Genomic DNA, 19,919 nt, shown 5'->3' with positions numbered 1-19,919 from the left:
GTTTATGTAGTTTGGATTCTTGATAGACTCACATACGCCTGAGTTTCAGCTCCTCCACCACCTTTAACGGTACCAGCGCCTCACCCAGCCGCCCATGGTTGTCGCTGCCGTGAAAATCGGACCCCCCGGTCGCCACCAGCCGCAGCGCAGCGGCCAAATCCAGGTAACGGCGCACCTGCTCGGGAGTGTGGTCCGGATGGTACACTTCCAAGCCCTGCAGGCCCACAACAGCCAAATCCGCGATGATGTCGTCCACCCGGGCCGTGCCCGGATGTGCCAGAACGGGAACACCTTTCGCCAAGCGGACCAGGGCTACGGCCTCGAACGGCGAAACCTGCTGCCGGGACACATAACCCGGACAGTCCCGCCCGATCCAGCGGCTGAAGGCTTCGGCACGGTTCTTGACAATCCCGGCGCGGAGCAGGGCGTCGGCGATGTGCGGACGCCCGAGACTGGCCGGACCGGCAAAGTCCAGCACGTCGTTCAACGTAACCGCCAGACCCAGTGACTGCAGGCGCGCGATCATCCGGGCCGCCCTCTCGGCACGTTTTTCCGCCAGTTCTTTAATCCGGGCTAGGAAGCCGGCGTGTTTCGTGTCTACGTAGTACCCGAGAATATGGACGTCACGCCCCTGGTGACTGGCACTGATCTCAATCCCGGGAATGACCAGGGGTCCGTCTGTTGCGCCGGCCCTCTGCAGGGCCGGCGCAACTCCGCTTACCGTGTCATGGTCGGTGATCGCAATCGCACCGAGACCGAGGGCGCGAGCCAGTTGCACCACCCCGGCCGGGGTCACGGTGCCGTCAGAGGCGGTGGTGTGTACGTGCAGATCCGCGGGCATAATCTCACCTGCTCAGACGGTAACTGTAAATACTATCCTCCCAAAAAGCTACACCTTGACCCATCCCCCTGTGAAAAAAAGGAGCCGGCCAAGGTGTTTTGCCCTGCCCTAAATTGTTTCCGCTGCTAGCGCGGTTCCACAATCAGCTTGATCGCCGTTCTTTCTTCCCCGTCGATCATAATATCGGTGAATGCCGGGATACAAATCAGGTCCATTCCACTGGGCGCTACAAACCCTCGGGCGATTGCGATGGCTTTCACTGCCTGGTTGATGGCCCCAGCTCCAATCGCCTGGAGTTCGGCGGTGCCGCGTTCGCGCAAAACCCCAGCCAGGGCGCCGGCTACGGAATTTGGGTTGGATTTTGCTGAAACCTTTAACACTTCCATATCTAGTAACCTCCTTAAAGGCTTCGGAGACAGCTACCACATCATTCAATGGGTATTCGCCAAGATATCGAGAATTCCTTTAGCATAACTGGAAAAATTTTTATGATGGCGGCTCATACCCTTGAATGCGCGAGATATTCAGCGCTTTTCCCGAATCCGGATCCACGGTTACCAGAACGGCGTTGAACTGATACGGCCCGCTGGCCACCTGAAACTGCTTCGGCATCTGAGTGAGGAACTTTTCGAGCACCGTCTCTACCTTTACTCCGATGATCGAATCCCGAGGGCCGGTCATGCCGACATCGGAGATGTAAGCGGTACCCCGGGGCAGAATACGTTCATCGGCGGTCTGCACGTGGGTGTGCGTGCCGCATACCGCGCTCACCTTCCCGTCGAGGTACCAACCCATAGCGATCTTCTCGGAAGTAGCCTCCGCGTGAAAATCTACAAGCACCACCGGCGTATACTTCCTGATGTCGTCCAGGAGCCGGTTGACCGTGCGAAACGGGCACTCCAGATTGGCCAGGTACACACGCCCCGAGAGGTTGATCACCGCAACCAGATGATCCTTTCGGCTCCGGTAGAATGCGTAACCGACCCCCGGAGTGCCGGGAGGGTAGTTCGCCGGTCTGAGGAGCCGGACCTCCTGCTCGATGAAGCTCAGAATCTCTTTCTTGTCCCAAACATGATTACCCATGGTGAGTACGTCGATCCCACAAGAGAAGAGTTCATTCGCTATTTCCCGGGTGATCCCGTTACCTCCCGCCGCATTCTCGCCGTTGGCAATCACCAGGTCCACGCCGTGGTCCCGGACCAGATGCTCCACCTCCACCCGACAGGCCCTGCGCCCGGGGCGGCCCACAACGTCGCCGATCATCAGAAGACGCACCGCATTCCCCTACTCCTGGCCCATCTATTTGGCATACTCGACCACCCGGGTCTCACGGATAATGACAACCTTGATCTGACCCGGATATTCAAGTTCGTTTTCGATCTTACGCGCGATATCACGGACAAGGCGTACCGCACCCAAGTCGTCCACTTTGTCCGGCTTGACCATAATCCGGATCTCACGACCAGCCTGGATTGCAAAGGCCTTTTCAACTCCGGGGAAGGAGTTGGCTATATCTTCCAATTTGGTCAACCGCTTGACGTAGGCCTCCAATGTTTCGCGCCGGGCTCCCGGACGGGCGGCCGATATGGCATCGGCGGCCTGAATCAGCACCGCTTCCACGGTCTCCGGCTCTTCATCGCCGTGGTGGGCAGCGATGGCGTGCAGGACTTCGGGGCTTTCACCGTACTTCTTGGCCAAGTCGACGCCGATGGTCACGTGGGGACCCTCCACCTCGTGGTCCACGGCCTTGCCGACGTCGTGCAGAAGTCCGGCCCGCCGGGCCAGCTTTTCGTCCGCCCTCAGTTCGGCAGCCATCAAGCCGGCCAGATAGGCGACCTCGACCGAATGCTTCAGCACATTCTGGCCGTAGCTCGTCCGGTACTTTAACCGCCCCAGCAGCTTGATCAGATCCGGGTGCAACCCGTGCACGTTCGCATCGAAAGCCGCCTGCTCGCCGGTATCGCGGATCTGGACCTCCATGTCCTTGCGGGCCTTTTCCACCATCTCTTCGATTCTGGCCGGATGGATCCGGCCGTCCGAGATCAACTTCTCCAGGGCCATACGCGCGGTTTCCCGGCGGATCGGGTCAAATCCTGACACGATCACGGCCTCCGGTGTGTCGTCAATAATCAGGTCCACCCCGGTCAGGGTCTCAAAGGCACGGATGTTGCGTCCCTCACGCCCGATGATCCGTCCCTTCATTTCCTCGTTGGGCAGCGGGATCACCGCCACTGTCGATTCGGCCACATGGTCAGCCGCACAGCGTTGAATGGCTAGAGAAATAATATTCCGGGCCCGCCGGTCGGCCTCCTCCTTGGCCCGCCCCTCGATCTCCTTGACCAGCAATGCTGCTTCCTGCTGGATTTCTTTCTCCACGTCCTGCAGCAGAATCTGCCTGGCCTCCTCGGTGGAAAGGCCGGAAATCCGTTCCAGTTCCTGCAGCTCTTTCTGGTGCAGCGCCTTCAGTTCCTCGTGCATTTTAGCCAGTTCAGTCTCTCTTTTGGCCAGGTTTTCCTCCTTTTTCTCCAGGGCTTCTAGTTTGCGGTCCAGACTCTCTTCCTTCTGCACCAGACGCCGTTCCTGGCGCTGCAGCTCACTGCGCCGTTCCCGGCTTTCCCGCTCTACCTCGTTCCGAAGTTTCAGGATCTCTTCCTTGGCCTCAACCACTGCCTCTCTCTTCTTGGATTCAGCCTCTTTGGCCGCCTCCTCAAGTACCAACCTGGCCCGCTCCTCCGCGGACGTGATTTTCATCTCACCCAGCAGCTTGCGCAGGAAATACCCACCGATAAATGCTACGAATCCGGTAGTGATGGCGATTATTATTGCTGTGTTTTCAAGCAAGAAGTTCACCTCCCTTACTCAATTAGACATTGAAAATAGAAAACAAAATAGAAAAACCGAGGATACCCCGGCAGAAAACGACTGGCACCTACTCCACGGAAACACCCGCATGCGCTCTAAGGCATATGCTCCATGATGCCGTATTCGGTTATTTATCCTTAAACCGATGAGGTAAATGCCAATTCTATTTTCTCCCAAACATAATTGTAATGGCTTATCCACTGTCTGTCAAGGAAATCCGCAGTCAAGCCCCGTGCACTACCAATAACTCTCCCAATTAATCCAGTATTTAGGTTTCCTGGTAATAGTATTCTTCCCCGTGGCGGGACAGTCCAACCTCTTCACCATGCCCCCCCCCGTGAGGGGGGGGGGGGGGATTCGACCTTAAAAGATCTGGACCACCCGTTTGACTTCGGGAACCGCTTCCTTGAGCGACCGCTCAATTCCCTGCTTGAGGGTGACAGTAGACATCGGTCAGCCTCGACAGGCCCCTTTGAGCCGCACATGGACAACGCCGTCCTTGACATCGACCAATTCCACATCTCCTCCGTCCCGCTGCAGATAGGGACGAACCTTGTTCAACACTTCCTCGACTTTCTCCCTCACATCCGGACCTCCCCACGCGCATGTTTTATTATTCTCATAGTTTACCTTGTCAAAATCAATTATGCAAAGGCAAACCAATCCAGGTATTTTCTTCCCGGTTGCCCTTCTTGTTCCCAGGGCTGATTTTGTTCCCCGTCTTTCTTGCCCGGACCGCGCGGGGTATGGTATAATTCAGGTGTGTCGTGCCGAAGTGGCGGAACTGGCAGACGCACCGGACTCAAAATCCGGCGGGCTCAACACCCGTGTGGGTTCGACTCCCACCTTCGGCACCAGAAATGAACAGCAAACCCGCGGCGAGTGGAGGTTAGCCAGCCGCGGGCTTCTTGTGTTACCTACGGACGATCTGTCGGCCGTCCCAGGTGTACCGTGTCACCCCGGCCAGGCCCGTGACCAGCACGGCGCCACCCTCCACCCTAAAACCTTGTCCATTTGGTGAGCCCGGGGGACGAACCGGACTTGCGTGCCCGGGGCAGGTTGTGTCAGAATCAGGATAAATCAAAAAGGAGGTTTAGATCGATGCACAGTCTTCCTCCTCTGCCATACGCCTATGACGCCCTAGAGCCCCACCTGGATGAACAGACCGTGCGGCTGCACCATGGCGCGCACCACAAGGCCTACGTGGACGGCCTGAACAACGCCGAGGCCAAACTGGCTGACGCTCGCGACAAGGGTGACTACGCCCTGGTGAAGCACTGGGAGCGTGAGCTGGCCTTCCACGGCGCCGGTCACCAACTGCACGCCCTGTTCTGGGAAAATATGCGCCCGGACGGAGGCGGACATCCTCATGGCGCCATTGCAGCCCGGATCGAAGCTGACTTCGGGAGCTTTGAGGTCTTCCAAAAGTACTTTTCCACCGCCGCGACGGTGGTCGAGGGTTCCGGCTGGGCCCTGCTCTGCTGGAACCGCAACTTCGGACGCCTGGAGGTACTCACCGTGGAAAAGCACCAGAACTTGGCGCTCTGGAACACGGTGCCGCTCCTGGCCTGCGACGTCTGGGAGCACGCCTACTACTTAAAGTACCAGAACAAGCGCGCCGCCTGGGTTGAAGCCTGGTGGAACCTGGTGAACTGGGAAGATGTGAACCGCCGGCTCGAATCCGCCGGGGACTGAACCGAAAAGGATCACCAGACCCGCCTGTTGGCCGCCGAGAGCTTGAAGGGTCTTCCGGCGTTTGCCGAAAGGCCCGTTGCCTGCCATCCGCTAGCGCCTGATGAAGTAAGGCATCAGCTTGCAGCCGATTCTAAAATAGACACCGCTTCGCGCGGCTGAGACTTCGTCAAACCCCCGTTCCGCCTTACGACCACCCCCGGTTCCTTCCCGCAGTATGGCGAAGGGCACCGGGTCGGCGGAATGGGTCCTGGTTCGGAGCGGCGTGGGGTGGTCTGGAAGAACCATTATCCTGAGAGGGCCGATGTCCCTCGCCCCGCGGAGGACCTCCCCCAACACTCGCTGGTCGATCTCTTCGATCGCCCGTATTTTCGTTTCTAAATCCCCGTGGTGACTGGCCTCGTCCGGAGCCTCCACGTGGATCAGGACGAAATCGGCTCCGGAAGCAAGGGCGTTCAGCGCCGCCACCGCTTTTCCGCGGAAGTTGGTGTGAATCGTCCCGGTCGCGCCTTCGACCTCGATGCTTTCCAGGCCGGCGCACAGCCCGATGCCCTTGATCAGGTCGACGGCCGAGATCACCGCTCCCTGCAGACCGAAGAGGTCGCGGAACGGAGGCAGGGCCGGCCGGCGGCCCTGCCCCCAGAACCAGATGGAGTTTGCCGTGCGCTCGTTTCGCTGCCGGCGTGCCCGGTTCACGGGATGTCCGGCGAGCAGTTCGGCGCTCCGTACCATCAGCGATTTCAGTACCCCGTCACCAACCCCCGCCGGCAAGTGCGCGCGCACCTCCATTCCCGGAATGTCGTGCGGCGGGGTGAGCCGGGTTTCCACGGGTCCTTCCCGCCATACCAGCAGGTGCCGGTAGCTGACGCCCGGATAGAAGCGGAGCGCTTCGGAACCAAGCTCCCGATCCAAAAAGAGAATCAGTTCGCGGGCCTCGGCCGTGCTGATTTCACCGGCGCTGTAGTCGACCATTTCCCGTTCCTCGTAGGGTTCCGCGTCGGTGAGGGTAACCAGGTTACAGCGGAAGGCGACGTCCCGTTCCTGCAAGTCGATCCCCATGCTCACCGCCTCCAGCGGCGCCCGTCCGGTATAATACTTCTGCGGGTCGTAACCCAGCACCGAGAGATTGGCCACGTCACTGCCCGGTTGGTACCCGGCCGGCACCGTCCGTACCTGCCCGATCTCCCCACAAGCCGCCACGAGGTCCATGTGTGGCGTCCGGGCGTATTGCAGCGGCGTCATCCCATCCAGTTCCGGCCGGGGCTCGTCGGCCATCCCGTCTCCCACCAACACCAGGTATTTCAAAAGCACCTCACACTCCTTCCCGTCCCTGGATGACTTTTCGGCGCGTCTTCGCCCGCCTCCTGCAACCCCCCGAAAACATCCCACGGTGCAGCAGGGAATAACGTTCGCCTGTCCAAATCATTCCCGGAACCAGGTTATAACTAGTCCGAGAAGGTATCCTTCGGACCCGCGTTTAGGGCCTATTATGCAGACAACTGCATAAGATGGCAAGAAGAAAGATAATTCACAGCTAATAGGACTAGACAACTATGATTTATCCCTATGCTGTAAACATCTGCGTGCAAAATGTAAATGTAAGAGAATATTTGATCCGGGGCCAAACAATGGACGATGTAGCGAATTTAGTTACCGGAAAGGTTTTGCTGTCATTCTGATCTGGTTTTTTGTTCCTTATTCTGGATTCTGGTTTATCAGACTAGGATATGATTAGTATGGGAGGGTCCAAGATGAACCATTATACGCTGACCGTGGTTCGGGAGGTAAACGGCTTGGTTTACTTCAACATGTTCGTCAACGGCACCCCGGTAAACCCCGGTGGTGTCTTGTGCCTTAAACAAGAACTTTTCGACCGGCTGTTCAAAGACCTGTTCCGCAGTTCCAAAGGAAACTGCATCAAAGCCTACTGCGCCCACTCGAAACCTTAGGAAAACGCCCAGGGCGGTCAGGCCGGCAGTCACCGTTTTCGATCCAGGTGCATCATGACCGCTACAACCGCCAGTCCCCCAAGCACGGCGATTCCGAGCAGGCGCGGTTGGATGAAGGTGATGATCGCCGGCCACCGGGAACCAAAAAACATCCCCACTCCAAGGTAAACGGTCCCCCAGCCCAAGGCGTAAAGCGAGTTGTATAAAAGGAACCAGCCCACCTGAAGCTGGGCCAAACCGGCCAGGTAAGGCGTGAGGTTGCCGACACCGGGCACGAACCGGCCCAGAAGCACAAAAAAACCAGCTGAATAAGCCGGCAGGGTTTGCGCCTGCATCAGTTTCTCGGGCGAAACGTGCAGGAAGCGCCCGTACCGCCGGAAGAACGGGGTGCCCACATTTTTGCCGAGCAGGTAGGCCAGCACCGAGCCCACCGTGTATCCGCCGAAGGCCGCTCCGAGCGTAGCCGGGAAATTCAGGGCTCCCTGGTGCACCAGCACCCCGGCCAGAATCATGACCACCGCCCCGGGAAAGAAGGGCACTCCCAAGGCTTCCAGAACCGTTCCCAGCACCACGCCGCCCAGTCCCAACGCCGACAGACAGTCGAGGACGGAATCCAACGGTCATCCCCCTTCCCGGACTTAGGATATCCCGCTGGACCGGCCGCATCCGCGGCAGATTTACCCGGGGGGCTTTCATGTCATGGAGACTTGGTCCCGCCTAGAGCACGCGGGTGGCGCCGCTGTAAACCAACCCCCGCAACGCGTCGATGGTCACAATCGCCCCTTCGTCAAGAATCTCGGTCGCCCCCGTAACCCCCACGATCACCGGCAGGTTGAACTGCAGGCACACCACGGCGGCGTGTGAGGTCAGCCCGCCGACTTCGGTGATCACTCCGGATGACTTTTCGATCGCCGGAACATAATCCCGGTCGGTGGCCCGGGTGACCAGGATGTCCCCCGGCTCGATCTTGACCAGGGCTTCCGCAGCGCTGTGCGCGATTTTCAGGCTGCCGGTCACCGCCTGGTTGCCGATCCCGATGCCCCGGGCCAGGACATTGCCCACGGTGTGCACTTTGAGCAGGTTGGTGCTGCCGTGCAGGCCCACCGGCACGCCGGCGGTGATCACCACCAGGTCGCCGCCGCGGATGAGACCGGCGGCCAGGGCGGCTTCAATGGAGGCCGAGATCATCCGGTCGGTGTCCTCGATCTCCTCTTGAACGTAGACCGGCTGCACCCCCCACAACAGGGTCAGGCGCCGCACCACGTCTTCCCGAGGTGTTACGGCCACAATCGGCCTCGCTGGCCGGTACTTGGCCACCATCCGCGCCGTATACCCGGTCTGGGTAGCCGTAATGATGGCGGCGGCGTCGAGGTCGGCGGCGGTGGCACAGGTGGCGTAGCTGATGGCGTCGGTGACCGTGCGGCGGGAGATGTCCCGGTGCCGCTGGTGAAGCAGCATTCCGTAGGGAAGGTCGGCTTCCGCCCGACGGGCGATGCGGTCCATGGTTTCCACCGCGGCCACCGGGTATTCCCCGGTCGCGGTTTCCGCCGAAAGCATCACGGCGTCCGTACCGTCCAAAATCGCGTTGGCCACGTCACTAGCCTCGGCCCTGGTTGGACGCGGGTTGTGGATCATTGATTCCAGCATCTGAGTCGCGGTGATCACCGGCTTGCCGGCCAGGTTGCAACGGGCGATGATCTTTTTCTGAACCAGGGGCACTTCCTCGGCGGCGATCTCCAGCCCCAAGTCACCGCGTGCCACCATCACCGCGTCCGTCACCTTAATGATGTCGTCCAGGTTCTCGACCGCCTCCCAGGTCTCGATCTTGGCCACGATGTGCGCTTCTGATTCGAACTTCTCCAGGATTGCGCGCACCGAAAGGATGTCCTCTGCCCGCCGCACGAACGAGGCGGCCACAAAATCAAAGCCCAACTCCAAGGCGAAATGAAGGTCCCTGATGTCTTTCTCGGTGACGGTGGGGATCGATGTCCGCACACCCGGCAGATTCACGCCCTTCCGGCTGGTCAGCAAGGCGTCGTTCAGAACCCGGCAGAGCACCTCGCTCCCCTCAACCCGCAACACTTCCAGCCCGACCAGACCGTCGCCAAGCAAAATGGTGTTACCCGGCCCCACCTCCCGGGGCAACGGCTGGTAATCGACCGAAATGCGGCGGCGGTTTCCCTTGATTACCTCGGTGGTTAGGGTCAGTTCATCCCCGGCCTTGAGTTCGACCGGCTCGGGCTCCAGATCGCCGATTCTGATCTTGGGACCCCGGAGGTCGACCATTATGCCGACCGTTCTGCCGGTCCGCGCGGCGGCCGTGCGGACGTTGTTGATGCGGCGGCGGTGTTCCTCCCGGGAACCGTGGGAGAAATTGTGGCGGGAAATGTTCATCCCGGATTCGACCATCCGGCTTAGCACCTCGACCGATTCCGAAGCTGGGCCAATGGTGCAGATTATTTTAGTATGGCGCAAAAATACCCCCACCCTCAAATTGACAGGATTCCGGCAAGACGGTAAGCTTCCAGGTCAATCTCTTTCTTTCCATCCAGGCATTCATCAAGGTCCCAGTGGTCCGGCCGGCCGTTCCGGATTCCGACCGCGAGCTTGCACCGCCCTTCCATCAGAAGTTCCACGGCCAGAGCCCCCAGGCGGCTCCCCAAAACCCGGTCCTGGGCGGTCGGCGTACCCCCGCGCTGAAGGTGGCCCAGTACGGTCACTTTGGTATCAAAACCGGTAATCCGTTTTATTTCCCGCCCGAACTCGATACCGCTTGCCGCCCCTTCGGCAACGACGATTACGCTGTGGAGTTTACCGCGCCGGTAGCCGCGCATCAACTTGTCGCAAACCTCTTCCACGGAAAACGGCAGCTCCGGGATCAGAATGGACTCCGCCCCCCCGGCAAGACCGGCTTCCAGGGCAATGAAACCGGCCCTGCGCCCCATCACTTCCACAATGAACAGTCGCTCGTGGGACGTGGCCGTATCCCGGATCTTGTTGATGGCATCCACCGCATTGTTGACCGCGGTGTCAAACCCGATAGAAAGCTCGGTGCCAGGTATGTCGTTGTCAATCGTGGCCGGAATGCAAACTACCGGCACCTGGAACTCCTCATGAAAAAGCTTCGCCCCCATAAAAGAACCGTCCCCGCCGATGATCACCAGCCCCTGAATACGAAAACGCTCCACGTTCTGATAAGCGCGCGCCCGGCCCGACCGCGTCTGGAACTCGTCCGATCGGGCGGTGCGCAGGATGGTCCCGCCCCGGTGGATGATATCGGCCACCGAACCGACCTGCATGGGTCCGATGTCCGCGTCGATGAACCCGGCAAAACCGCGGCTGACACCCATCACTTCGAGACCGTGGTAGATGGCCTTGCGCACCACGGCCCGGATCGCGGCGTTCATCCCGGGGGCGTCCCCACCGCTGGTCAAAACCCCTATCCGCTGCAAAACCCGCTACTCCTTCCGGCTTGCGTCAATGGCCGCATGGGCGGTCATAGACAAACACCCCCGATCTGGTCGGGGATGATGCATTAGTTCTTAAACTTATAAGTTTCCGATTGTCCGGTATTTATGATAGCGGGCTTGCAGTAATTGTTCGAGGTCCATTCGGCAAAGTTCATCAAGGTTCCGGAACAGGCTTTCCCGAAGCATCTCCACCGCCTGCCCCGGATCCCGGTGGACGCCGCCCAAGGGTTCGGGAACAATCTCATCGATCACTCCCAGGGAGAGCAGATCCTGGGCGGTCATTTTCAGCACCTCCGCAGCTTCACGGGCCCGGCCCGCATCCTTCCACAATATGCTGGCACAGGCTTCCGGGGAACTGACGGAAAAAACGGCGTGCTCCTGCATTAACAGGCGGTCCCCGATCCCCAGCGCCAGTGCGCCACCGCTGCCCCCCTCACCGATGACCACCACGACGATCGGCACCCGTAGTGTGCTTAGAGCCGATATGTTCCGGGCGATGGCTTCGGCCTGCCCGCGTTCCTCCGCCCCGATGCCGCAGTGTGCCCCGGGAGTGTCGATCAGGCAAATCAGCGGCCGCTGGAACTTTTCGGCCTGCCTGGCCAGCCGCAGCACCTTCCGGCACCCCTCCGGGTGAATCATACCGAAGTTGCGGGCCAGGTTCTCCTTGGTGTCCCGACCCTTTTGGTGACCCACCACGGTGACCACATAGCCGTTCATCCGGCCGATACCGCCGATCACGGCGGGATCGTCGCCGAAGGCCCGGTCCCCGTGGAGCTCGATGAACTCGGAGCAGAAGCTCTCAATGTAGTCCCGCGAGCCCAGACGGTCCGGGTGCCGCGCAATGAGCACCTTCTGCCAAGGGCTCAGGTCGCCGTAAATGGTTTTCTTAAGCGTGGCCGCCCGTTCGGCGAGCACCTCGATTTCGTGTTTCAAATCCAGCCCCTTCTCGGCGGAAAACTGCTTTAACTCCTCAATCTTGGTCTCCAGTTCCGAGATCGGCCGTTCAAAATCAAACACAGTCGGCATTAATGTGTCACCCCGCTTGGTGCATACCAATAATCTTGATCAGTGTGTCCTTCAGCCGGCTGCGGGGCACCACCGCGTCGACAAACCCGTGCTCCTGCAAAAACTCCGCCTGTTGAAAGCCGTCCGGCAATTTCTGCCGGATAGTCTGCTCGATCACCCGCGGCCCGGCAAACCCAATGAGCGCTCCGGGCTCAGCCAAGATGATGTCCCCCAGAAAAGCAAAGCTCGCACTGACCCCGCCCATGGTCGGATCGGTAAGCACCGACACGTACAGCAGGCCGGCGCTATCCAATCGGCCGATGGCCGCCGCCGTTTTGGCCATCTGCATAAGGGAGAGAATCCCTTCTTGCATCCGGGCCCCCCCGGAAGCAGAAAATACAATCAGCGGCAGTCTGTTCCGTACAGCGTGTTCGGCGGCGCGGGCCACTTTCTCCCCGACCACCGTACCCATGCTGCCCATAATGAAATGGGAATCCATGACCACCAGCACCACCCGGTGACCGCCAATGGTTCCCTCGGCGCTGATCGCGGCTTCATTCAGCCCGGTCTGCTTCTGGTTCGCCGCCAGCCGCTCGGCATAGCCGGGGAATCCCAGCAGGTCCCGCGGGGCAAGCCCGGCGTCCAGTTCTTCGAAATCCTCCGTATCCAGTGTGATCCTAATCCGTTCCCTCGCGGTGAGCCGGAAGTGGTGGGCACATTTCTGGCAGACTTTCAGGTTCCGCTCCAGGTCCTTGGCAAAGAGAATCGCGCCGCACTGGCACTTGATCCAGAGGCCCTCCGGTATTTCCCGCTTTGTTTCCGGCCGGACCGTAAAGTACTTGGATTTCTTGAACAAGTCAAAAACGACTCTCCACCTCTTTCGTTCCTACAAGGTGTTCAGTACTTCTAGCGCTTCACCAACTTCGGCTTCAGGCACCAGAATCTCCAGTGATTGGCCGTCACCGTCTTCCGGACCGATCTTGCGCAGTCTGACCAGCACACCCTCGCGGCTCAAGTGATCCCGGATGGTTTCTGCTTCAGTCACGTTCGGGGTAATATAAACTACGGTCCACACGGGAAAAGCCTCCATTCCTTCCAGTCACCAAAAGTACCTTCACCCTTCGGTCCGAAATTCCTTTTTTGACTAGAAAGAATTATATCCAGAGCGTCAGCCCTGGATACCGTGATTCTCAGTGCAGATCATCCCGTGTCTGGTGTAGACTTCAGCCCGGCCCCGGATCTTGATTGCCGCCGTGTGCTCGGTAAACTGGGCCACCATTATTTCGCCCCGGTCCAATTTTTCCGTGTGATGGAACTTGGTTTCCCGCCCCCGGGTAAGACCCATGATCGTTACCCCGTTTTCCAGAGCTTTGATGATCACATATTCCGATGCCCAGGAATCACCCATATTCGGTGCACCTCGCTGTCAACTTCAGTTGTATGATACCACATCTAAAACCTGGTTGACAAGGATACGAACGGCAATACCCGTCATCCCCGAAAGTTCAGCCCCCGAACGGGTGGTTCTCGAGCAGGTCAGGACCGCCCGGTTCGAGGTCCGTGATATAGTCTCCCACGATCTTGTTCCCTTCCCCGTTATTATTCACGGTGCCGTTGACCAGTATCACCGCGTCCGGCCGCAACAGGTGCCGGAAACGGGCATAGACCCTGGGGAAAATTACGATCTCGGCGCGTGACGTCAGGTCCTCCAGGTTCAAGAAACACATCGGCTCCCCTTTGCGGGTGGTGATCGTCTTCAACCCAACCACCAGCCCACCGAGGATGACCTGCTGCCCGGGGTTCAGCTCCGGAATCTCCACGGCATTAACCGTCGTCAGGCGGCGCAAGGTGTCCTTGAACTCCTGCAGGGGGTGACCGCTTAAGTATAGCCCGAGCATTTCCTTTTCCATGGCCAGAATCTCGTGGCGCTCGAACTCCGCCAGGTGCGGCACCACTATTTCCGGAGCGGCCGCCGCCGTTCCCTCCCCCCCGAAATCCCCCCAGTCCCCGAAGAGGCTCAACTGGCCTGATTCCTTTTCCTTCTGCAATCGTTGGGAGAAGCTCAAAGCCTCGTCCATCACGGCCAGAAGCTGCGTCCTCCGGAAACCGAGGCTGGAAAAAGCGCCGGCCCGGATCAGGCTCTCCACCATTCGTTTGTTGACCACCTTTCCATCCAACCGGGAGCAGAAATCCGGCAGGCTCCTGAACGGACCGTTCCGTTCGCGGGTCTCGATGACCGCGTTCACCGCCGCCTCTCCCACGTTCCTTACCCCGGCCAAACCAAACCTGATCTTGTCACCCACCACCGTGAAGTCCTTGCGGCTTTCATTCACGTCCGGCGGGAGCACCTCGATCCCCAGGCGCCGGCACTCCTCCACGTAGCTGGAGACCTTCTCCGGACTATCCCTGACAGAGGTCAACAGTGCCGCCATATACTCGATCGGGTAATTCGCCTTCAGGTAGGCGGTCTGGTACGCAATCAGCGCGTAGGCGGCGCTGTGGGACTTGTTGAAGCCGTAGCCGGCGAAATAGGCCATCAGGTCGAAAATCTGCCCGGCCACCGCCGGGTCCACCCCGTGCGCCGTGGCGCCCTCCAGGAATTGATCGCGCAACCCGGCGATGATTTCGGGCTTCTTCTTGCCCATAGCCCGGCGCAAGAGGTCCGCCTCCCCGAGACTGAAACCGGCCAGGTCGCTGGCAATGCGCATTACCTGTTCCTGGTACAGGATTACCCCGTAGGTGTCCTTCAAAATCGGCCTTAACTTCGGGTGGAGGTACTGCACCTCGGTCTTGCCGTGCTTGCGTTTGATGAAATCCTCAACCATCCTGCTGCCCAGGGGTCCGGGTCGGTACAGGGCCACCAGGGCGATCACGTCTTCAAAAACCTCCGGGCGGAGTTCGCGTAGAATGCTGCGCATCCCGCTGGACTCCAGCTGAAAAACGCCAGCGGTATCCCCGCGTCCCAGGAGATCGTAAGTCGCCGGGTCGTCCAGCGGGATGGTCTCCATCTCGAGCTTCTGCCCCCGGTGACGCCGGATCAATTCCACCGTGTCCCCGATCACCGTCAGTGTGCGCAAGCCCAAAAGGTCCATTTTCAGAAGACCAAGCTCCTCGATGGCTTCCATGGAGAACTGGGTGGCCACTACCCCGTCCGAAGTGCGGTACAGCGGGACGTAGTTGGTGAGCTTCTCTTTGGCGATCACCACCCCCGCGGCGTGTATGGACGCGTGCCGGGGCATCCCTTCCAGGGCACGGGCCGCCTCAAGCACCTTGCGCACGTTTTCATCCCGCTCGTACAGTTCGGCAAGTTCGGGTGATCGCTCAAGCGCTTTTTCAATGCTCATCCCCGGTTCGCCGGGGATGAGCTTCGCGATCCGGTCCACCTCGGCATAGGGCAGCCCCAGCGCCCGCCCCACGTCGCGCACGGCGGCGCGGGCGGCCATGGTCCCGAAGGTGATGATCTGGGCCACGCAGTCGCGGCCGTATTTTTCGAACACGTAGTCGATGACTTCCCCCCGGCGTTCAAAACAGAAGTCGCTGTCGATGTCCGGCAGGGAGATCCGCTCGGGATTCAGGAACCGTTCGAACAGCAGGCCGTAAGCCAGGGGGTCGATGTTCGTGATCCCGAGGGAATAGGCCACTAGGCTGCCGGCCGCCGAACCCCGGCCCGGCCCCACTAGAATGCCCTTTTCACGGGCAAACCGGATGAAATCCCAAACGATTAGAAAGTAGGAACTGTACTTCATCTCCGCGATGACCCTCAGCTCGTAGTCGAGCCGGCGGCGGATGTCATCGCTGACCGGGGAATAACGCCGCGCGAGACCCTGGTGGCACAACTCGGCCAGGTAGGTGTCCGCATCGTAGTTGGGCGGTACCCGGTATTCGGGTAGGTGGAGCGTTTCAAAGTCGAGGGTGAGGTTGCAGCGTTCGGCGATCAGCCGGGTGTTCGCCAAGGCTGCGGGCAACTCCGCAAACAGGCGGGCCATTTCGCCCCCGCTCTTGAAATAGAATTGGTCGCCCTCAAACCGCAGCCGCCCGGCATCGTGCACCGTCTTCCCCGTCTGGATACACAGGAGGATGTCCTGGTTTTCCGCCTGTTCCCGCTCCACGTAGTGGACGTCGTTGGTGGCTACCAGCTCAATCCCCAGCCGTTTGCCAATATCGACCAGGCCACGGTTCACGACTGACTGTCCCGGCAGGCCGTGATCCTGGAGTTCCAGGTAGAAGTTTTTCCCGAAGAGGTCACGGTATTCAGCGGCTGTTTCCAGGGCTCGGTCCGGCTTCCCGGCCAGTATCAGTTCCGGGATCTCTCCCGCCAAGCACGCGCTCAGGGCGATCAGGCCCTCCCGGTGTGTCGCCAGAATCTCCCGGTCGATCCGGGGTTTGTAATAAAAACCTTCTGTAAACGAAAGCGAGACCAGTCGGAGCAGGTTCCTGTAACCCCGCTCGTTCTCGGCCAGGAGCACCAGGTGCGCCAGCTTGTCGTCAATGCCGGACTGGCGGTCGTGCCGGGTGCGCGGTGCCACGTAGACCTCGCAGCCGATGACCGGCTTGACACCCGCGTTCCGGCAGGCCTTGTAAAACTCGACCACCCCGAACATGGTCCCGTGGTCCGTAATCGCCAGGGCGGGCATACCAAATTCAGCCGCCCGCCGGACTAGGTCTTTGATGCGGGCCGCCCCGTCCAGCAAGCTGTATTCGGTGTGGGTGTGCAGATGGACAAAGTCAGTCACGAAAGCCTTCGCCTCCCGGGTAGGGATTCGGGAAAACCGGCGGTGTTTCCTGCCGGGAGGGAAAAGTTGACAACTATTCAGCGGAGTCCCGGAAAGCCCTGCTGGCGCAGCGCCTCGTACACCAGCACGGCCACAGCGTTGGACAGATTCAAGGACCGGGCTGGTTCCCGCTGGGGCAGCCGCACGCACTGCTCGGCGTTCGCTTCGAGGAGTTCCGCCGGTAGCCCGGTGGTTTCCTTGCCGAACACCAAAAAGGACCCGTCCGGGTATCGGGCATCGGTGTAGCGACGACCCCGACGCGCAGTGGCAAAGAAAAAGGGCCGATCGGGGTAGCGCCGGCAAACCTCGTCAAAACTGGGGTGGTGGTGCACTTCAACCAGATGCCAGTAGTCCAGTCCGGCCCGCTTCAGATACCGGTTGGAAACCGAGAATCCCAGCGGGTGAACCAGGTGCAGGACCGAGCCGGTGGCCGCGCAGGTACGGGCGATGTTTCCGGTATTCTGGGGGATCTCCGGTTCCACCAGGACAACGTGCACCATTTACGACCCTCCTGCGAGCCTAGCGTGCTCGATCATCATGCAGCGGTCCATCACCAGGAGAAAGCCGTACCTCCGGGCCACCTCGACCGCTTCCGGGCTGGTCACCCCCAGAGGCAGCCAGACCGCCAGCGGCCGCAACCCGGCGGCCGTCTCCACAAACGGGAGCACTTCGGAACCCTTGCGAAAAATGTATACCATGTCCACCGGCGGGGGCACCTCTTCTAGACGGGCATAGACCGGCTCCCCGAGAATCTCCCGGGCCTTGGGATGGACCGGAAGAACGCGGAAACCTTTTGCCTGGAGGTAGGCCGCCACCCGGTGGCTGTCGCGGTCCGGTTTGGGCGAGAGGCCCACCACCGCCACTCTGCGGCCCGGTTGTAACAGCTCGCGGAGTTCGGCGTCCGAAACTTCACCAGTCATGTTTCGCTCACCCTCTTACACCAAGTTGAGTTTTTCGCCAGAACCTCAAAGCTCAGTTTGGCAAGATTTCCAGCCACGGTAAGGTAAGAAGAAGGCTTAAGGTTTTCTCAACAGTCTCCGGATCAACTTAACTTAACTTAGTAGCGCTAGGAGCGTGTTGCAGAACCAGAAATCACACAAGAAAATTAGGTGCGAGACACCTTGCTGGATGACTGTTTCAAAAGCCTGGAGGCCGCGAAAAACAAGCATGGCGCGAAAGGCGAAGCCGGACGGCGCGGAGCGTACTGGGTGGTACGTGAGCACCGGACGGCAAGCCTGACAAAGCCAGGCGTAGTTTTGCAGCGGTCTCCTAGCTAATCATAACCGCTCTCCGGTTTCAGTGGCAAGTCCCGGAAGGCGTGCCATTTGGCCAGGTAGCTTAACACCACCTGGCAAAAGGTGGCGTGGGACCAGGTCAGGGGCGCCACCGAAAGCGGCTCGCCCGTGTAGGGGTGCACTTGCTCCGGCAGTATGCCTGTGTCCAGCCGGTAACGGTGGGCCCATTTCAGGAGTTCGCGGGCCTTCGCCAGTTCCGCCGGTGTCTCTGCCGAATCGACGTACCAGTTCGCCAACCATAGGGTACAGATGAACCAGGGATTGCCTGGTACTTTTTCGATATCGTCGCTCCGTTTGAAATAGTAGTCGTTGGCGTACCGCGCCACGCCTCCGATGTCGGTCTTCACCCACAATCCCTCCGCCACGGCCTGCATGGTCGCTTTCACCCGGGGATCGTCGGGGGGCAGGACTCCCAGCCCGGAGATCCAGTAAAGGCTGGCGTCCAGAGCGTGGTCCTCGACCCAGGACCCGTCACCCCCTTTGAAGCGCCCCCGGATGAACCGGTTCAGTTCCGGATCGAAGAGTTCCCGCAGGATGCCGGCGTGCACCTTTCCCGCCGCTTCCTCCCATTTCTCCTGAGCCGCACCGTCGCCCAGAAGCCGCGCGCAGCGGGCGGCGGCAGTCAGCCCGGCCCAAACGGCTGCGGCGGTGAAGGTGAACACGCCCTTGCGTTCCTCCCAGAGGTCAAAACTCTGGTGCGGCAGGCCGGTGCGCGGTTCGCGGTAACGGACCATGAAGTCGGCCGCGGGCTTGACCACGGACAGGTACAGCGAGGCCAGGAACTCCACGTTTCCGGTATACTCAAAATGTTTCCAGAGTCCCCAGAGCACCAGTCCGGTTCCGTCCTCTTGGATCGGCAGCCCTTCCTCCACCTCGGCCGTCCAGGGATGCCAGCTTGAGCCCACCGTTCCGTCCGGGTTGTATTTGTGGTAGAAGTAGCCTTCGCGACTGATGGTCCGGGCGCAAAAACGATAGAAGGCCGCCGTAATTTCGTGGTAGCCGGCGCCGTCCAGCATACGCGCCACCAGGGCGCCATCACGCGGCCACACGTACGAATAGTGATCCCGGTTGGTGCTCAGGATGTCGGTATCGTTCGCGGCCAGAACAGCTCCGTTGTTGTCGATCTGGGTGCGCGTCACCAGCAGGCTGGTCTTGAAAAGCGCCACCACTTCCGCCGGCAAATCAGCCCAGTCGCGCTCCGCGAGCGCCAACCAGTGCCGCCAGAAGCTGGCGGTCTCGTTCATCAACCGGTCCGCCTCGTTGTCCGCCACCCAGGCGTGCAGGTTGCGTACCTCGTCCAGGCTCCGGCCTGCCGCGATCCAAAGGTCCGCTTGGACTTCGCCCTCCGGTTCCAGCGCCGCCCGGAAACTGATGGTGCTGTCCACCGAGCCCTGGTCAATGGGGTTGCCGCTCAACACGCCGTCTTCGGCGTCTCGCGCACTGCCTTCGCGGCCGCCGAACCGTTTCTGGACATGGTACTGGTAGATGGGCTGTCCCTGACAGTTGCCGCTCACGTAGAAATAGTAGTCCCGCTTGTAATGGCACACCGCCCGGGAAATGGGGTCATACAGGGCGGTGTCTCCGATATCCCAGCCCCCGACGTGGAAATCGTTTACAAAGAAAAGCCGCAGTTCGCGGCGGTCCCGCCACCGGTTCCGGACGTGAATACGGCGCAGAAAGAGGTTTTGCCGGTAGTGCACCGCGTCTTCCACAGTCACCTCCAGGCCGAGACCGCTGTGTACAGCCCGCACCAGTGATATCAGGGTGCCGGGCACATACCCGGCCTCTTTCTGCCACTGCGGGTTCTGAACCCAGCTGAACTGCCCGTCAACCCAGACGCCCAGCAAACATCTACCGCCCGCAATATGGTTTTCCATGCCCACAAACGGGTAGTATAAATCCCTGAGACTCAGGTTCCGGTCAAGGTTGACCAACATCGAGCCGTTGCCCAGAACAATGTCGCGCGGCAAGCTTAAACCTCCAGTTTTGCAAGATGTTTTTTAAATAAAGCCATGTGCGGGGGGAATACTAAA

At 60.0% G+C, this 19,919-nt stretch carries 19 protein-coding genes and 1 tRNA gene; 3 read left to right on the top strand and 17 right to left on the bottom strand.

Going from position 1 to position 19,919, the window contains the following annotated elements; translation table 11 throughout:
- Window positions 1–28 precede the first annotated feature (28 nt).
- The 5 genes from DAUD_RS05360 to DAUD_RS12450 form a co-directional block, all read right to left on the bottom strand.
- Window positions 29–841 (bottom strand): PHP domain-containing protein, encoded by an 813-nt coding sequence (locus DAUD_RS05360; protein ID WP_012302162.1) that lies wholly within the window; start codon window positions 839–841, stop codon window positions 29–31.
- 125 nt (window positions 842–966) lie between these two features.
- Window positions 967–1,227, bottom strand: a complete 261-nt coding sequence (locus tag DAUD_RS05355) for a stage V sporulation protein S (RefSeq protein WP_012302161.1) — start codon at window positions 1,225–1,227, stop codon at window positions 967–969.
- A 100-nt stretch (window positions 1,228–1,327) separates the two neighbouring features.
- On the bottom strand, window positions 1,328–2,116 hold the full coding sequence (locus DAUD_RS05350) for a TIGR00282 family metallophosphoesterase (RefSeq protein ID WP_012302160.1): 789 nt from the start codon (window positions 2,114–2,116) through the stop codon (window positions 1,328–1,330).
- Between the two features lie 24 nt (window positions 2,117–2,140).
- Complete coding sequence (gene rny, locus DAUD_RS05345) at window positions 2,141–3,682, bottom strand: ribonuclease Y (RefSeq protein ID WP_012302159.1); 1,542 nt, start codon at window positions 3,680–3,682, stop codon at window positions 2,141–2,143.
- Between the two features lie 384 nt (window positions 3,683–4,066).
- A complete protein-coding gene (locus DAUD_RS12450; RefSeq protein ID WP_464227602.1) occupies window positions 4,067–4,267 on the bottom strand; it encodes a NifU family protein in 201 nt (66 codons plus the stop codon).
- A 205-nt stretch (window positions 4,268–4,472) separates the two neighbouring features.
- On the opposite strand from DAUD_RS12450, the gene DAUD_RS05335 reads away from it, so the two are divergent.
- Both DAUD_RS05335 and DAUD_RS05330 read left to right on the top strand, forming a co-directional pair.
- Window positions 4,473–4,560 (top strand) — tRNA-Leu (locus DAUD_RS05335).
- Window positions 4,561–4,804: 244 nt separating this feature from the next.
- On the top strand, window positions 4,805–5,398 hold the full coding sequence (locus tag DAUD_RS05330) for a superoxide dismutase (RefSeq protein WP_012302157.1): 594 nt from the start codon (window positions 4,805–4,807) through the stop codon (window positions 5,396–5,398).
- Between the two features lie 90 nt (window positions 5,399–5,488).
- Here DAUD_RS05330 and DAUD_RS05325 read toward each other — a convergent pair whose 3' ends face one another.
- The gene (locus DAUD_RS05325; protein ID WP_012302156.1) at window positions 5,489–6,706 is read right to left on the bottom strand and encodes a cofactor-independent phosphoglycerate mutase; all 1,218 of its coding nucleotides are present in this window, start codon (window positions 6,704–6,706) and stop codon (window positions 5,489–5,491) included.
- A gap of 440 nt (window positions 6,707–7,146) precedes the next feature.
- Here DAUD_RS05325 and DAUD_RS05320 point away from each other — a divergent pair, with 440 nt between their 5' ends.
- A complete protein-coding gene (locus DAUD_RS05320; RefSeq protein ID WP_041570837.1) occupies window positions 7,147–7,344 on the top strand; it encodes a hypothetical protein in 198 nt (65 codons plus the stop codon).
- A 29-nt stretch (window positions 7,345–7,373) separates the two neighbouring features.
- Here the strand turns inward: DAUD_RS05320 and DAUD_RS05315 are convergent, their stop codons facing one another.
- The 11 genes from DAUD_RS05315 to DAUD_RS05265 form a co-directional block, all read right to left on the bottom strand.
- On the bottom strand, window positions 7,374–7,961 hold the full coding sequence (locus tag DAUD_RS05315) for a DedA family protein (protein ID WP_012302155.1): 588 nt from the start codon (window positions 7,959–7,961) through the stop codon (window positions 7,374–7,376).
- A gap of 100 nt (window positions 7,962–8,061) precedes the next feature.
- On the bottom strand, window positions 8,062–9,819 hold the full coding sequence (gene pyk / locus DAUD_RS05310) for a pyruvate kinase (RefSeq protein ID WP_012302154.1): 1,758 nt from the start codon (window positions 9,817–9,819) through the stop codon (window positions 8,062–8,064).
- Window positions 9,820–9,833: 14 nt separating this feature from the next.
- Window positions 9,834–10,796: a 6-phosphofructokinase gene (gene pfkA / locus DAUD_RS05305; RefSeq protein ID WP_012302153.1), complete on the bottom strand. Its 963-nt coding sequence runs from the start codon at window positions 10,794–10,796 to the stop codon at window positions 9,834–9,836.
- Window positions 10,797–10,892: 96 nt separating this feature from the next.
- Window positions 10,893–11,840: an acetyl-CoA carboxylase carboxyltransferase subunit alpha gene (locus tag DAUD_RS05300; protein ID WP_012302152.1), complete on the bottom strand. Its 948-nt coding sequence runs from the start codon at window positions 11,838–11,840 to the stop codon at window positions 10,893–10,895.
- Window positions 11,841–11,847: 7 nt separating this feature from the next.
- Complete coding sequence (gene accD / locus DAUD_RS05295; protein WP_012302151.1) at window positions 11,848–12,675, bottom strand: acetyl-CoA carboxylase, carboxyltransferase subunit beta; 828 nt, start codon at window positions 12,673–12,675, stop codon at window positions 11,848–11,850.
- 30 nt (window positions 12,676–12,705) lie between these two features.
- The gene (locus DAUD_RS05290; RefSeq protein WP_041570836.1) at window positions 12,706–12,894 is read right to left on the bottom strand and encodes a hypothetical protein; all 189 of its coding nucleotides are present in this window, start codon (window positions 12,892–12,894) and stop codon (window positions 12,706–12,708) included.
- A gap of 93 nt (window positions 12,895–12,987) precedes the next feature.
- On the bottom strand, window positions 12,988–13,227 hold the full coding sequence (mtrB, locus tag DAUD_RS05285; RefSeq protein WP_012302149.1) for a trp RNA-binding attenuation protein MtrB: 240 nt from the start codon (window positions 13,225–13,227) through the stop codon (window positions 12,988–12,990).
- A gap of 97 nt (window positions 13,228–13,324) precedes the next feature.
- Window positions 13,325–16,552, bottom strand: coding sequence for a DNA polymerase III subunit alpha (locus DAUD_RS05280; RefSeq protein WP_012302148.1), 3,228 nt, complete (start codon window positions 16,550–16,552; stop codon window positions 13,325–13,327).
- Between the two features lie 77 nt (window positions 16,553–16,629).
- A complete protein-coding gene (locus DAUD_RS05275; RefSeq protein ID WP_012302147.1) occupies window positions 16,630–17,091 on the bottom strand; it encodes a tRNA (cytidine(34)-2'-O)-methyltransferase in 462 nt (153 codons plus the stop codon).
- Complete coding sequence (locus tag DAUD_RS05270) at window positions 17,092–17,511, bottom strand: CoA-binding protein (RefSeq protein WP_012302146.1); 420 nt, start codon at window positions 17,509–17,511, stop codon at window positions 17,092–17,094.
- Between the two features lie 353 nt (window positions 17,512–17,864).
- Entirely contained in the window at window positions 17,865–19,856 is a 1,992-nt protein-coding gene (locus tag DAUD_RS05265) for a glycoside hydrolase family 15 protein (protein WP_012302145.1), read from the bottom strand.
- Window positions 19,857–19,919 lie beyond the last annotated feature (63 nt).

It is taken from the genome of Candidatus Desulforudis audaxviator MP104C, from assembly GCF_000018425.1.
GTDB classification, from domain to species: Bacteria; Bacillota; Desulfotomaculia; order Desulfotomaculales; family Desulforudaceae; genus Desulforudis; species Desulforudis audaxviator.
The sequence above is the reverse complement of the archived record's forward strand: the minus strand, read 5'-3'. Positions and strand labels throughout refer to the sequence as shown.